Origin of the sequence: Brevibacterium marinum, from assembly GCF_011927955.1 — a bacterium.
Classification (GTDB): Bacteria; Actinomycetota; Actinomycetes; order Actinomycetales; family Brevibacteriaceae; genus Brevibacterium; species Brevibacterium marinum.
The window spans coordinates 629,264-643,703 of the sequence record NZ_JAATJN010000001.1; the positions used below are offsets into that span (position 1 = coordinate 629,264).

Consider the following 14,440-nt stretch of genomic DNA (forward strand, 5'->3'; position numbering starts at 1 on the left):
TCTTCATATTCGTCCCACCTCTTCACTTCAGCCCCACCTCTGAGACCGATGGAGTTCACGGGTACAGCCGAGTCGTGCCCAAAAGCTCCGACATCACCCGGACACCCAGGAGCCAGCCATGGAATCGACCACCACCGACAAGCCCACCCAGGAACGACTCCCAGCAGTCATCCGGTTCCTCAACGTCATCGAGGACGTCGGCAACAGACTGCCGCATCCGTTCTGGCTGTTCTGGATCCTGGCGGGAATCCTCGCCGTCCTCAGCCTCGTCCTCTCCGCTATGGGAGTCGGGGTGAACGATCCCGGCAGCGGCGAATGGACACCGGTGAACAACCTGCTCAGCGGCGAGGGAATCGCGATGGCCGTGAGCACCTCGCTCGACGCCTACCAGTCCTTCCCGCCGCTGATCACGATCATGGTCGTCATCATGGGCGTGGCCCTCGCCGAGCGCACAGGGATGCTGTCGACGGCGATGAAGGTCTCGATTGCCAGGGTCCCCGCGTCCCTCATCGTCTTCACCGTCGCCTTCATGGGCACGGTCTCCCACGTCGCCTCGGCCGCGGCCTACGTCATCCTCGTCCCACTCGGCGGCATGGTGTTCAAGGCGGTCGGTCGCTCCCCCGTCCTCGGCGTCATCGTCGCGTACACGTCCATCGCCTCGGGCTACGACGCCAGCCCCATCCCGACGCCGAATGACGCGATCTTCGCGGGCATCAGCTCGGCGGCGGCGAACATCATCGACCCCGACTACATCGTCACCCCGATCGGCAACTGGTACTTCAACATCGCAAGCTCCATCCTCCTGGCCATCGTCATCACCATCGTCACGGAACTCGTGCTCACGAAGCGACAGAACCTCGAAGCCGACGAGGATGCCGAACACGAAGACATGGTCATCACCGACAAGGAACGCTCGGCCCTGAAGTTCGCGATGTTCGCCGTCATCGGGATGCTCATCGTCATCGTCGTTCTCGTCGTACCGGACAATGCACCGCTGCGCGGGGACGGTCCGATCGGTGAGTCGCCGTTCCTGACCGGAATCGCGTTCATCATAGCCCTACTCTTCGGCGTCGGCGGGATCGTCTATGGCTTCCGCGAGGGCACCATCGAAACGTTCGCCGACGTGCCGAAGCTCATGAGCCAGGGGCTGGCGAGCATGGCGCCCGTCCTCGTCCTGTTCTTCGCGATCGCCCAGTTCCTCGAATACTTCGAGTGGACGAACATCGGCATGCTGGTCTCGGTCTCGACCTCGGAGCTGTTCACAGGGCTCGGACTGCCCACCTGGGTGGTCTTCATCCTCGTACTGCTCGTCCTCTCCGTCGTCAACGTCCTCATCACGTCCGGGTCGGCCATGTGGGCGATCATGGCACCGGTCATCGTGCCGATGCTCATGCTCCTCGACGTTCCGCCCGAAACCTCGCAGGCGATCTTCCGCATCGCCGACTCGGGTTCGACCTCGATCACCCCGATGAGCCCCTACTTCATCCTCGCGCTCGGATTCATGCAGCGCTACCAGAAGTCCGCCGGCATAGGCACACTGGCCTCCCACACGCTGCCGCTGGCGGTGTGCATGACGATCATGTGGAGCCTGCTGTTCTTCCTCTGGTGGGGCCTGGGCATCCCGCTCGGCCCGGATGCGCCGGTGCGGTGACCGGGCGCTGGACGGATCATGTGGTTCTGCGACGCCTCCAGAACCGAAAGCCTGCTGCAATCGCCCAAGCCAGCAGAACCAGCACCCCCGGCCCGACAATCGTGCAGCCGACCGGCACCATGATGCCGGCACCGATGTTGGCATCGGCGGGCTCTCCCGTGAACGTGTTGAAGAACCAACCACCTCCGGCGAGCAGCCCGCCCAGAATCACGAGCACCGTCCCGCCGATGAACAAGAGCTTTGTCATCGCGGGCCCCTGTCTGCCAGCGCGTCTATTCGCCCTGCACCTATCGCATTCTTCCGCCCCGGCGGCCAGATGGGATTCGGGCGCCCGGCCGTGCGCCCACTCGATCCGACGGTTTCGTTGTGCCGCGGCACGAATCAGGCCCCCTGTCTTCCAGCGCCTCAAGGCACTGGAAGACAGGGGGCCTGTCGATGGGCAACGTGCTCGACCGCTGCGTCAGGCGAGTCAGGGCTCGACGATCGCCTGGTCGGTGTTCGTGTACTCGATCGAATCGGCGATGGTGCCGACCAGACCCATCGTCACTCGGAGCAGCCCCGGCTCGACGTCGTCCAGAGGCGGCGGCGTGTCAGTGCCCAAGGTCAGCGAATCACCGTTCTTGGTCGTGGCCGTGATCGAGCCGAGGTACACATCGACGTCTCCCTTGAGCGTCATGGTGTCCGCCTTGGTCACCAGTCCGCCCTCTCCAGCCTGCTCGCGAGGGCTGACAGTGAGCGAGAACCCCTCGATCTTGATCTCCTCCGCAGAGATCTTCAAGGTGCGGGTAGTTCCCCCATCAGCCGTGGGAACATCGACGATCGCGATTCCGCTGAGCCCCTTGAACGACAATGACTCGGATCCCATCGATGCCGGAGTGTCGGTGAAGACCGGCGCGTCCTCATCCTTCTGTGCCTCGACCGGGGGTTCCTCGGTCGGCTCATCGCTCGGTTCCTCGGTCGGTGACTCAGTCGGCTCATCCGTCGGCGACTCGCTCGGCGTGGGGGATTCACTCGGAGCTGGGGACTCGGTCGGTCCCGGAGCAGCTGGGTCCGTCGGGCCTTGGGTCGGATCGTCCGGCGAACTCGGTTCGGATGGCTTCGAACCCGGCGAATCCGAACCGCACCCGGTCTCAGGGGTGCACAGCGGGGCCGACTGGGCCACTGCGGACGCTGTCGCGCCCAACGTCGAGGTGACAGCGAGGGCGAGAACCGCAAAGAGCGACGCCGTGCGGCGACTCGGTGTCCTCATAAGTTCCTCTCTTCGCCCGCAGTTTCGCCGGCTTCCCTCCGTTCGGCACCCGACGCCTCTGCCTCAGCCTTCTTGGCGCGAGACTTCTTCGACCGGGACTTATTCACTTTGGGCTTCGGCTCGCGCGGCCCCATCCAAGCGACCACGAGCACTGACCCGATACTGGCCAGCAGCATGCCGATGATGAACCCGCCGAGGTTCACCCCGATCAGCGAGTAGACCGCGAGAGCGAGCGCGATCAGTCCATAGAACATGTGGTGCGTGGGCCTGAGAGTCGCGAAGACACCCAGCAGCACCAGTGCGATCGGAATGATCGTGGCCTGCAGCCCCTCGATGCCGAACTGAATCTTCATGTTCCCCAGGTCGAGCTGACCGGAGAAGAAGAGCTCGATTCCACCGAGCACGACGAGCACACCGCCGATGAAGGGCCGTTGCCGATACCAATGCCCGAATCCGGCAGACTGCTGAGAACCGTCCCGACCCGACCCCTCAGTCTCCTGTTCGGAGTGGTCCGTGACGGGTGTTTCTCGCTCAGCCGTCTCCCGCTCAGCGGCACGGCGACTTCGGCGAGACAATGCCAATAGGCTGGTCCGCTGTTCGTCAGCCTGCTGCTCGTCGATCTGCTGGTCGACAGGCTGCTGCTCGACGGTCGGCTGCTCGCTCGTTGATGCTTCCTTCATCAGAAGCACGTCTCAGATCCGTCGGTCATCTCCAATGACATGTCCTTGAGCGTGAATACCGAAGCCTGGGTGCTCCAGGCTCTCTGCTCCAGCTTATCGATCGAAATCGTGTCGGAATCCTGGGCGAAGTCACCCTTGGTGCCCTTGGCCTCGGTGTTGACCTCGGAAGCGTCGACGCCGATCCGGATATTCTTGAACTTGGCATCGCCCATGAGCTCCGTCATACCGATCTGCAGACCGGTGGCGGATGCCGGCTCCTCGCCGCCGCCTGCCTTGATGAGCAGGCCGACCTTGCCGAGCGGAGTCTCCGTGGTCACCGACTGACAGAGATCCGCAAGCGTGGCTTTCTCGATATTGGCGATCACGACCTGGTGATCTTTGCCCTCGGTGCCCTTCGCGATTCCGCTGTACTGGGAGAATCCTTCTCCCTCGAGCTGTGAGGAACTGATTTGGAACTGACTTCCCGACACCGAGAATGAGACCGGAACGGCACCCTGCGCAACCCCGCCCATCAGTGCTGCCGAGACGATGCCCGCAGGGATTCCTACTAGTGCGATGCGTCCGGCGTGCGAAGAGCCGATCTTGCGGATATTGCGAAACTTCGGGAACTTCATTGGTCCTCCTGGCGACATCGAGCGCTGGGTCCGAGCCGTGGTTGTGACGTATGTTACTGACAGGTGTTACTGACGAGTATATCGATCATCAGGCGTGGGTCAAGAGATTGGAAAATTCTGTGCGTGCAACACTGCGCGGCGGTGGTCTGGCCTCTCGGATGATCACCGAGGTCAGAGCTCACGCAGATAGTCGACGAAGCTGTGTGCGAGCGCTCGGTTGATCCGGATCAACTCGGCATCCGCCTCGGCGACCTCAGCCGTGATCGACTCGCCGGTCTTGCCCTCGGGCAGTTGGAGCGGGTCCGAGCTCAGCCATCGTTCGACCTGCGCGGCATCGGATTCGGGATGGAACTGTGTGCCCCACGCGAATTCGCCGACTCGGTAGCCCTGGACCGGCGCGTCGGATCCCGTCAGGAGGAGCTCGGCCCCCTCGGGCAGCTCCATCTCCTCCTGATGGAAGAGCACCGCCGGGATCGTCTCCCGTTCTTCGCCTGCGATGGCTGCGAACACGGGGTCCCTCTCCCCCGCCGAGGTGGTGTGCAGATCGTAGATGCCGACCTGTGGGCGCTCCCGCCGGAAGAGCTCCGCCGAGGTGGCAGCGGCCAACAGCTCCCCACCGAGGCAGATGTTGAAGCTGGGAAATTCCCCTGCCGCCGATCGCTTGAGCAGGTCTCTGACCTGGGGCAGCCACGGGTTGTCATCATCTTCGAGGGGCCCGGCGGATCCTCCGAGGACGAGGAGCGCGTCATAGCCGTGGTGAGCAGAAGTGCCGTCGAGTGCGCCGGGAATCGCTTCGCCACGGTAGGGACGGAGGACGTCCACGGTCGCCCCCGCTTCGGTCAGCCACGCCCCGAACCGCTCGGGACCGGCACCGGCCTCATGCTCGATGGCCAGGATTCTCATTTCGCTCATGCCGCCATTGTCACCGATCCGGATCGCTGCCGTCGACATAGTCTTGATGCTGATACGCGGTCGATATGTTCACCTTCCGTCGTCAGCAGCTGCAGACCGAACAGGCGGTCGCTGCAGCCTCACTGGCCGAAATCGAGTTTCGATTGGCCCTCATCGAAAGGATGACCATGAAGTTCCCGGACTGTGTCATCAAGAAGCTGCCGGCAGAGACAATCATCGGCACGACTGTTCTGCTCGGCGATCCCCCGTTCGACACCTCGGAGATCGGTCTTCTGTTCGGCAAGGTCGCTCGACGGATCAGGGACGCCGGTGGCGATGTCCATGTCGGCGTCGGACTGTACTCCGACTCCGCGGGCGGCACCGAGCTGCCCTCATGTTCAGCGGCCACTCTCATCCACAAGGGACCGATGAGCAGAATCGGTGCGAGCTGGCAGCATTTGAGCGAGTGGTGCCTCAATCAGGGATAGTCGCACGGTGGACATCCGAACACCGCCAGGTTGCCGCACGAACCGGGGCCCGTGCTCAACGATGACGTCGTTGGGTACCGGCCCCGGCACCGCCTCGGCGACGGTGGCCTGGTTGTATTCAGAACTGCGATCTGTGCGGTGGTCAGTCAGCGATCGACCGAGCCGTCGTCTCGGTCACGGCTTTGTCGGCGACGATAGCCTTGCGCAGCGACAGGAAGAACAGGACGAGGCTCACGGAGAGTGCGATGTGTCCGAGCCCGGCGATGCCGGCGATCATGGCATTGGACTCCTGCCCGAGGACGGTCAGCGATCCGTGCCAGACCATCATGCCGACGGTGAGGATGATGCCGACGTTGTAGATCCAGAAGAACCAGGAGAACAGCTTCGAACCGGAGAGCCCGAAGACCTTGTCGAGGACGAGGACGATGAGCAGGACGATGAAGCCGAGCGTCAGCAGGTGGGTGTGGACGACGCTGAGCTGGGTGAAATCACCTTCCGGGAAGTCGTTGGCCTTGGTGAACTCACGGTAGAACAGACCCGCGAGGACGCCGATGATCATGTAAGAGAATGCCGCGTTGAATATTTTCTTCATGCTTATACTTCATCAGGATTCAGCGTCCGAATCCTGACCCACAGGATTGAACTCTGTTCCCAACTTTTGATTGATGTTCGTCCTCACATGGTCGAATACCCCCGATTTCTCGGGTTCTAGGCACGCTCGGAAGTTAACCTGACGTCATGGCCTTCGAGAATCTGTTCGCAAAGATCGACCGCATCGCAGGTGGCAGCAAAGCAGGACTCATCGTCCCGGCCGAAGGGCTCGCCCATGCGAAGACGAAGCGCGCGTTCGCGTGGATCACCTGGCTGCTCATCGTCGAACTCGTGCTCGGCTTCGGTGCCGTGGTCTATGCCATCATCATCGCCCAGGCGGGCGAGCCCGTGCCGTTCGCTGTGTGGATGCGCACCGTCGTCGTCCTCGGCATGACAGCCACCCTGTTCTACTTCTTCTGGCGCTCGACGAAGGGCTACTACTGGGGCTATCAGCGGCTGCGCCTGTTCGCCCAGATCTTCCCGGTGATCACCCTCGTCATGGCCGCGATCCCCGGCCTCTACCCCGTCTGGATGATCACCGAACAGATCGCCTTCAGCCTCATCATGATCGGAATCGGCGATTTCCTCACCAGCGATCACATGCGCGAGGTGTTCCGGAAGCCCGAGAGCTGAGGTCAGCCGGTGACGAGCTTGCGGGCCTCCTCCTGGTGGGCCGCGATGAGCGCTTCCTTGTCGAGCGCCAGGTTGTCCGCACCGATGGCATTGCCGTCGAGCACACGCCATTGACCTGCGACCATGACCCGATCTGCCTTCTCAGCACCGCAGAGGACGAGTGCTGGAATCGGATCGTGGGAGCCGGAGAAGGCAAGTCCGTCGAGACGGAACATCGCCAGGTCCGCCTGTTTGCCGACCTCGATGCGCCCGATATCCTCACGCCCCAGGGCAGCGGCGGATCCGCGGGTAGCCCAGTCGAGGACACGGGCGCAGGTGACGTCGTCACAGCCGTAGCGCAGACGCTGGACGTAGAGGGCCTGCCGGACCTCGCGGATGAGGTTCGAGGAGTCGTTCGATGCCGATCCGTCGACCCCGAGGCCCACACTGACCCCGGCGTCCTCGAGCTCGACGGCCCGAGCGATGCCCGACGCCAGGCGCATGTTCGACGTCGGGCAGTGTGCCACGGAGACACCGGCCGCGCCGAGGCGGGCGATCTCCTCAGCGTCGAAGTGCACACCGTGGGTCAACCAGGATCGATCATTCAGCCACCCGACCGACTCGAGGTAGTCGACGGTGCGCAGTCCGAAGCGCTCCCGGCAGAACTCCTCCTCATCGAGGGTCTCCGCAAGGTGCGTGTGGAGGCGGACACCGAGCTCATGCGCGAGGCTCGCGCTCTCGCGCATGAGCTCGGTGGTCACGGAGAACGGCGAGCAGGGCGCGAAGCCGATCTGGACCTGCGCGCCGTCACCTCGTTCGTGATGGGCCTCGACGAGGCGGCGGGAGTCGGCGAGGATCACATCCGGATCCTGCACGGTCCGCTGCGGCGGCAGCCCACCGTCCTTCTCCCCCAGGGACATGGATCCGCGGGTGAGCATGGCACGCATGCCGAGCTTCCTGGTCACCTCGACCTGGATGTCGATCGCTTCATCCATGCCGGACGGGAACAGATAGTGGTGATCGGCGGTGGTCGTGCAGCCGGATTCGAGCAGTTCGGCCATCGCAACCGTCGTGGCCAGCTCGAGGGCCTTCGGTGTCAGTCTCGCCCAGACCGGATAGAGGTTGGTCAGCCACCCGAACAGCGGCAGATCCGCGACCGGAGCCCAAGCCCGGGTCAGGGTTTGGTAGAAGTGGTGGTGGGTGTTGACGAGTCCGGCAGTGATGACGTGCTGGCTGGCATCGACCACCTCGGCGATGGTCTGCGTTCCTCCTGTCGGCTCGCCGCCGGCGGGGACGAGTTCGACGATCGTCCCGGAGTCCTTGTCGATGACGATTCCGCCCGAGGCCCGGGATGGGTCGACGTCACGGCCGAGGTGGACGGCCATGGGATTGCGGAGCCACATGGTGGAGCCGGTCGTCGGCGACGCACTCGCGGCGGGTGCCGCACTCGTGGTGGGCGTGGTGGGCACAGTGGGCGCGGTGGGCGTTGCCCTCGTGGTGGGCGCGGTGGGCGTTGCCCTCGTGGTGGGCGCGGTGGGCGCAGTCGACGTGACTGCTCGGCTTACGGTGGGTCCGCTTGCAGTTGACATAGGATTCGTCGCCTCTCACTGACGGTCCAGAGAACTGCGTCTCTGCTCGTACTCTGTGGCGACATCACTGGGGCGAAGCGCCACCAGCTCAGGTTTCACGGCGTCTGCTGCTCCGCCGTCCGGTGTGGTCGGGGGAATGCGCCCCAGCTGTGATCTCGGGTCTGCACCCCAGGAGAACGCTCCTCAGGTGACACTGATTTGTCCCCCGAGGCGTACACCGACAAGACTGCACTCTAGCATGTGCGAGAGATCACGAATTCAGGTTGCCAAGCTCGAAGCTTTCCCATAGCATTTTGCGATAAGGAAATATACTTTCACATGTTGAAAGTGGCGCAACCGGTCCCTCACTTGCAGTCGACCACCCTCACTGCCCTCCGGGCACGGGATCCGAGGCTGTCGCTCAGGGAAGAACTCAATGGAGAGATAGATGTCGGTATCCAAGCAGTCGTCTCAGACGAAGCGGACGAAGACGGCACGCCCGGAAGATGAGAGACTTCCGGTCGGCACGTCGTTCGCATACGGCCTGCAGCACGTTCTGACCATGTACGGCGGAATCATCGCCGTCCCCCTCATCATCGGCAAGGCCGCCGGGCTCGATGGCGGCGGAATCAGCGTGCTCATCGCATCATGTCTCTTCATGGGCGGCCTGGCCACCATCCTGCAGTCGTTCGGCGTCCCGTTCTTCGGCTCGCAGCTGCCTCTGGTCCAGGGTGTGTCCTTTGCCGGCGTCGCGACCATGACGTCGATCCTCGCAGGTGGCGATGGACTGCCGGAGGTCTTCGGCGCAGTCCTTGTCGCCTCGGCGGTCGGTCTCATCGTCGCCCCGGCCTTCGCACTCATCGTCAAATTCTTCCCACCGGTGGTGACAGGCACCGTCATCACGACGATCGGCCTCTCACTCATGCCGGTTGCCGCCGGTTGGGCGATGGGCGGCGACGCCGAGGCAGCCGATTACGGCAGCAGTCGGAATATCCTCATCGCCGTCGGCACCCTCGCCGTCGTTCTCATTCTGAGCAGGGTCCCCGTGGCAATGGTCTCCCGTCTTTCGATCCTCTTGGCAATCGTCGTCGGCACCCTCGTCTGCCTCGTCTTCGGCTGGGCCGACTTCTCCCATGTGCTCGACCGCGGAGTCTTCGCGTTCCCCGAGCCCTTCGCGTTCGGTATGCCGACCTTCTCCGCGGCGGCGATCATATCGATGTTCATCGTCATCATCGTCACCTTCGCCGAGACCACCGCAGACATCATCGCGGTGGGCGAGGTCGTAAGGACCAAGGTCGACTCCAAACGGATCTCCAACGGCCTGCGGGCGGACATGCTGTCATCAGCGGTGTCTCCGATCTTCAACTCATTCACCCAGTCGGCCTTCGCTCAGAACGTGGGCCTCGTCGCGATCACCGGAGTGAAGTCCCGGTTCGTCGTCACCGCCGGCGGTGTGATCCTCGTCGTGCTCGGTCTGCTGCCCGTCATGGGCGGGGTAGTTGCGGCCATCCCCTCCCCCGTTCTCGGCGGCGCGGGCATCGTTCTCTTCGGCACCGTCGCAGCTTCGGGCATTCGCACGCTGTCCAAGGTCGAGTACGAGGGCAATCTCAACATGATCCTCGTCGCGGTGTCACTGGCGTTCGGCATCATCCCGGTCGTCGAGCCTGACTTCTACAACTCATTCCCATCGTGGGTCGGCATCATCCTCCACTCGGGAATCTCCTCGGCGACCATCATGGCCGTGCTGCTCAACCTGGTCTTCAACCACATCGGTGTGAGGAGCAAGGACCGCAGCGATCGCTCCGTGTTCGTCGCGGGCACCGGTCGCGTCATCCGCAGACACGAACTCGAGCGACTCATCAACCATGAGGCGCTCCTCGCCGAAGGAGACACCGTCAAGGACGGCAAGATCGTCGACTGCAACGGCGAGGAGGTCCCCGTCGTCACCGAGCACCAGCATGAAAAGGTCGTCGAGGCCATCAACAGCGGCGAGGCGCAGACCCAAGACGACGTACGCCGAGTGATCCAGGAGAACGAGGACTGACTTCCTGGCTGCGTCTGGAGACTGCCCCTCTCGCTGCGTCTGAAGATCGCTGTGTCTGGAGGCTGTCCCGTCAGCGATCGTGCTCAGAATGGCGGCGGCCCGCCGGAGTCCCAGATCCATTCGTTCTTGCTCGCGAAGGCGCTGATCATCGGATCGTTCTTCACCCATCCTGGCCGACCGGCGGCCGCCTCGGGACCTGGGCGCTCCTCAGAAATTCGGATATCGCCGTGCGATGCTCCGTCCTGTGGCGGTGAATCCAGTCTTGGTGCGTTAGGTGATCGGGTGCCCTGTGTTGATGTGTTCGGTGATCGGGCGTTTCGGGATGGGTCGCCTCGGAACCGGTCATCCGATTCGGGTGGATCGGAAGGCTCGGCTTCTCGCTGTCTCATCGCGTCGAACAATTTCGCATGAGCTGCGTTGATCGGATGGTCGCCGGGAGCTGATTCGGTGGTGATTCCGTGTCGGAACACGTATTCCAACACTCCAGTGTGGGACATGCGGACCGAGTACTTGCGATCGGTTTTTGCTTGGTGATGCAGTTTGCATAAGCAATGCAGGTTGTTGAATTGAGTGAGTCCGCCGCTCCCGGGGCGATCATGGTCAAAGGGGATGAGGTGGTCGATCTCCGTGTTCTCTGACCGCCGTGTGCAACCCGGAATCGTGCATGTCTGCCATTTCGCGATAAGAGTCTGCCGGACACTTATCGGTATCTGATAGGTGGTGGCCTTTGCATCGACCGGTGTTCCGGTGGCCGGATCGGTGAGGATCCGGGACCATGATTTCGAATGGCCAGCGATCCGTCGCGCCGTGTCGGCTGGGATCGGGGAGCCGTCGGAGAACACACCTGGCAGATCCGACTCGCCGGCCAGAGTGAGAAAGGGGACCGTCGTGATCATCTTCGCCTGAGATTCGAGCCATTGTCCGTGGGTCGGCATCCGCAGAACGACTTCTGCCTCCAGCCCATCGTCGTCCTCTTCCGCATCCGCTGAGGCGTTCGCGATTCCCTCTTTCACTGCGTTGACGACATCGGCGGGAGCCAAAGACGCATCAGTGGGCACGTCGAGGGGAATTTCCCGTGTCTCGGTCTCTCCGGTCGTCGTGTTGTTGGAGGTGACCCGGATGTTGAGCTGGGGGCATGTCCGTGTGAGGATGTCGAACATCAGCGCATCGATGCCTCGATTGTCGTCGATCGAGATTCCAGGCTTCACCTGATCGCTGAACGGTGCGACGTTGCCCGAACGAATCGCTCGTGCGAATGCGGCGATCCGAATGTAGCAGGCCTGCAGCTCGGGCGCCGGCCCCGTCAGCGTGAGGCAAGCAGTTCCGTCGTCACCGGTGGTGATGTCGACGCGACGACGCTTGCTCGCCTCTTCGACGCGCTCCTCGAGCGGCTCGAGCACAGCGATCTTCATTCCCAAAGACTTCTTGAATGTCTCGAGAGTGATGTCCGCGCGACGATCCGCGAGATAGTCGTCGACAGAGGGTAGGTTCTTGAATTTCACGTCGCGGCAGGCATGCGCGGCGGCGTTGACGTGCTCGATTGTGAATTCTCCCGCGAGACACCGTGCGTGGAATTTGGGGAGCCCGTGTATGAGCGTCATCGCGGATGTGATCTGGGTATACGCTCGCGCAGTGGTCGTGCCGAGGATCGTGGTGAACTCGGCGATGTCTTCGGCTTGCGAAAGGTCATGCACCCAGCCGTAGAAGGTCTGGTCCAGCCTGAATCGTGGGAAGTTCGACAGACGGTTCCGCTCGTCCTTCGGTTCTTCCGGTGCCCTTTCAGCTGCCTTCTCCGGTGTCGTCTCTGTTGTCTTCGCACCGGATGTACATGCGGACTGCTGGTATCTGCGGACTGTGTCCGCGATGCCGACGTGGGCGTAGGGACGGCCGGGGGTGGGATTGAAGAGATTGAGATTCTCAACAACCTCATTGAAGAACAGCTCAGCAGACACATCCAAGGCCGACAGCTGCGCGCGATCGCTGGCTGCGAACACCTCGGCAGCCTCGGCGAAAGGGGAGTCTGCATCGATGTGAAGACGCCTGGCCGATTTGGACCGATCACCAGGGGCAGAGGGCCCTCCGTCGGAGACTTCGGCAGACGCGTCGCCGGCAGCATGTGATCGACGAGATTCCTCGGAGACTGCCGATCGGTCTGACTCGGATCCGGCACTGGAGGAGGTTCCCTGTGAGTCACGGGCAGGTTCGGAAGCGGTGCTGTCGGAATCGGAGGGGTGCTTCACTGGTGGTCACCTGCTCTTCACTTCGGTGTGAGTGCTTACCTCAATTCTAGTCGCTGACGCTTGGAATTAACATCACGATACGATAACAAACCATAATATGTTTCGATCGACAATCGATCACTATAGGACTGCAATCTCGTTTCCAGTGATCGTCAGAGCCCGCGAATGCTCGTTGGGGCGCCCAATGGTTCATCGAGAGCACCCGCCGGTCAGCCGAGTGCCCGCGAAGGTTCGCTGGAAGCCTGCAGGAGCAGTCCCGGCAGCTGATCCATCGAGGTGAAGATCTCGTGGGCGCCGACGTTCTGCAGCGCCTCGGGACGCTGGTGAACCGGCGAATCGGGACAGAATCCGAGCACGTGCGCGTCGGCCGCGACCCCCGCGGCGACACCTGTCGGTGAGTCCTCGATAACCGCGGTCGCAGCGGGGTCGACGCCCAGAGCGTCAGCCGCCGCCAAATACACATCCGGGGCCGGCTTGGACCGCGGCACCTCCATCCCGGAGAAGATCCGGCCGTCGAAGACGTCGAAGAGCCCGATCTTATGCAGCTGCAGGTTGATCTTGGGTCGGTCGGCGCTCGATGCGCACGCGAGCCGACCGGGGTAGGCGGCGGCAAGGGCACGCACCGCCTCGGCGACTCCTGGGATCGCTTCCAGCGAAGCCTCGAGGGCGTCGTTGCGTCGGCTGCGGAACCGGCTCAGCCACTCGGCGTCGATGCGGACACCTGAATGCTCCTCGATGACGTCCGCCTCGTCGCGGAGCATCTTCCCGACGAACCGGGCAACGCATTCCTCCCGCGAGATCTGCCATCCCATCTCATTGAGCATCTCCCACAGAACCGTGTTCGTCAGACGCTCCGAATCGACGAGTACCCCGTCGCAGTCGAACAGCACAGCAGCATATTTCGGTTTCAGATCCATACCCCGATTCTGTCACCCGGCACTGACCAGACCCAGCCCGGCCGGTCAACAGACACGACCCTGCCCGGCAGCCCGATAGACCTGACCGCCCCAGCCCTACCGGCCGATAGAACCTACCGGCCGATACCACGTTGCCCTGCCGATCACCCGAACGAGAACGTCGATGCGGAGTACAGGATGGATGCCGAGGCGAGCGCGCAGACGATGATGACAAGCGCGAACAGGCTCAGCCAGGCACCCGCGGGCAGGCTCGACCCCTGGGCGAGGATATAGGCGTCGGACTGCTGGATCCGACGCCTGCGGGTGTGCACGCGGATGACCTTGACGAGGTCCTTGAGTGAGCCGATGGCCAGCGCCGTTCCCAGACCGGCCACGAAGACGGAGATCCATTCGACCGGCAGGAACACGACGACGAGTTGCGCGGCGACGGCCGTGACTACGGCGATCGCGGCACCTGCGAGGTTGCGAATGAAGATGAGAGCGACCAACAGGATGAGCGCACCGAGCGACAGAGCCAACGGTGCCCAACCTTGAGTCGCAGAGGTGATGAGGACCAATCCGAGGACGCCGGGTGCCGGATAGCCCCAGAAACCCGCCCACGTCGCGGAGAAACCGACCTTGCCGAAGGAGTTCATCTGCCCGGAGTGGTCGAAATTCAGCGAGATCCCCTTGACGACGCGGCCGGTCATCAGCGCGGCGAAGGCGTGGCCGAGTTCGTGCACGAAGGTGACGAACATGCCGAAGAAGCGCCAGATCCCGGGTGCCAGAGTCACCACCAGGGGGATCCCGATGACAAGCAGCAGCTGCACGGCATCGGGTTCCAGTCCGTCCTGGCGTCCGAAGCCCGACGTGATCGCATCCCACCAGGTCGCTATGCCCTGTTTCAGATCCACGC

Annotated in this window: 14 protein-coding genes; 4 read left to right on the plus strand and 10 right to left on the minus strand. The window is 63.0% G+C overall.

Going from position 1 to position 14,440, the window contains the following annotated elements; translation table 11 throughout:
- The first annotated feature begins 118 nt into the window (after window positions 1–118).
- Window positions 119–1,651, plus strand: coding sequence for an AbgT family transporter (locus BKA07_RS02725; protein WP_167949544.1), 1,533 nt, complete (start codon window positions 119–121; stop codon window positions 1,649–1,651).
- Between the two features lie 16 nt (window positions 1,652–1,667).
- On the opposite strand, the gene BKA07_RS02730 is transcribed toward BKA07_RS02725, so the two are convergent.
- The 5 genes from BKA07_RS02730 to BKA07_RS02750 form a co-directional block, all read right to left on the minus strand.
- Window positions 1,668–1,898 (minus strand): hypothetical protein, encoded by a 231-nt coding sequence (locus BKA07_RS02730; RefSeq protein ID WP_167949545.1) that lies wholly within the window; start codon window positions 1,896–1,898, stop codon window positions 1,668–1,670.
- A gap of 222 nt (window positions 1,899–2,120) precedes the next feature.
- Window positions 2,121–2,900: a hypothetical protein gene (locus BKA07_RS02735; protein WP_167949546.1), complete on the minus strand. Its 780-nt coding sequence runs from the start codon at window positions 2,898–2,900 to the stop codon at window positions 2,121–2,123.
- Window positions 2,897–3,580 (minus strand): DUF6114 domain-containing protein, encoded by a 684-nt coding sequence (locus BKA07_RS02740; protein ID WP_209043842.1) that lies wholly within the window; start codon window positions 3,578–3,580, stop codon window positions 2,897–2,899. The genes BKA07_RS02735 and BKA07_RS02740 overlap by 4 nt, the downstream gene beginning before the upstream one ends.
- Window positions 3,580–4,194: a DUF6230 family protein gene (locus tag BKA07_RS02745; protein WP_167949547.1), complete on the minus strand. Its 615-nt coding sequence runs from the start codon at window positions 4,192–4,194 to the stop codon at window positions 3,580–3,582. The genes BKA07_RS02740 and BKA07_RS02745 overlap by 1 nt, the downstream gene beginning before the upstream one ends.
- A gap of 171 nt (window positions 4,195–4,365) precedes the next feature.
- Window positions 4,366–5,106 carry a type 1 glutamine amidotransferase gene (locus tag BKA07_RS02750; protein WP_167949548.1) on the minus strand — a complete coding sequence of 247 codons (741 nt, stop codon included), beginning with the start codon at window positions 5,104–5,106 and terminating at the stop codon, window positions 4,366–4,368.
- 65 nt (window positions 5,107–5,171) lie between these two features.
- Here BKA07_RS02750 and BKA07_RS02755 point away from each other — a divergent pair, with 65 nt between their 5' ends.
- Window positions 5,172–5,573 (plus strand): GyrI-like domain-containing protein, encoded by a 402-nt coding sequence (locus BKA07_RS02755; protein ID WP_167949549.1) that lies wholly within the window; start codon window positions 5,172–5,174, stop codon window positions 5,571–5,573.
- Window positions 5,574–5,715: 142 nt separating this feature from the next.
- On the opposite strand, the gene BKA07_RS02760 is transcribed toward BKA07_RS02755, so the two are convergent.
- Window positions 5,716–6,165, minus strand: a complete 450-nt coding sequence (locus tag BKA07_RS02760) for a DUF2871 domain-containing protein (protein ID WP_167949550.1) — start codon at window positions 6,163–6,165, stop codon at window positions 5,716–5,718.
- A 146-nt stretch (window positions 6,166–6,311) separates the two neighbouring features.
- On the opposite strand from BKA07_RS02760, the gene BKA07_RS02765 reads away from it, so the two are divergent.
- Window positions 6,312–6,797 carry a hypothetical protein gene (locus tag BKA07_RS02765; protein WP_167949551.1) on the plus strand — a complete coding sequence of 162 codons (486 nt, stop codon included), beginning with the start codon at window positions 6,312–6,314 and terminating at the stop codon, window positions 6,795–6,797.
- A 2-nt stretch (window positions 6,798–6,799) separates the two neighbouring features.
- On the opposite strand, the gene BKA07_RS02770 is transcribed toward BKA07_RS02765, so the two are convergent.
- Complete coding sequence (locus tag BKA07_RS02770; RefSeq protein WP_167952798.1) at window positions 6,800–8,179, minus strand: 8-oxoguanine deaminase; 1,380 nt, start codon at window positions 8,177–8,179, stop codon at window positions 6,800–6,802.
- Window positions 8,180–8,792: 613 nt separating this feature from the next.
- On the opposite strand from BKA07_RS02770, the gene BKA07_RS02775 reads away from it, so the two are divergent.
- Window positions 8,793–10,388, plus strand: a complete 1,596-nt coding sequence (locus tag BKA07_RS02775) for a nucleobase:cation symporter-2 family protein (protein ID WP_167949552.1) — start codon at window positions 8,793–8,795, stop codon at window positions 10,386–10,388.
- An 83-nt stretch (window positions 10,389–10,471) separates the two neighbouring features.
- Here BKA07_RS02775 and BKA07_RS02780 read toward each other — a convergent pair whose 3' ends face one another.
- The 3 genes from BKA07_RS02780 to BKA07_RS02790 all read right to left on the minus strand — a co-directional run bounded on the left by BKA07_RS02780 (window position 10,472) and on the right by BKA07_RS02790 (window position 14,438).
- Window positions 10,472–12,382 carry an HNH endonuclease signature motif containing protein gene (locus tag BKA07_RS02780; RefSeq protein WP_167949553.1) on the minus strand — a complete coding sequence of 637 codons (1,911 nt, stop codon included), beginning with the start codon at window positions 12,380–12,382 and terminating at the stop codon, window positions 10,472–10,474.
- A gap of 455 nt (window positions 12,383–12,837) precedes the next feature.
- Window positions 12,838–13,545 (minus strand): HAD family hydrolase, encoded by a 708-nt coding sequence (locus BKA07_RS02785; RefSeq protein ID WP_167949554.1) that lies wholly within the window; start codon window positions 13,543–13,545, stop codon window positions 12,838–12,840.
- A gap of 143 nt (window positions 13,546–13,688) precedes the next feature.
- Window positions 13,689–14,438, minus strand: a complete 750-nt coding sequence (locus BKA07_RS02790; protein WP_167949555.1) for a M50 family metallopeptidase — start codon at window positions 14,436–14,438, stop codon at window positions 13,689–13,691.
- Between the last annotated feature and the right edge of the window lie 2 nt (window positions 14,439–14,440).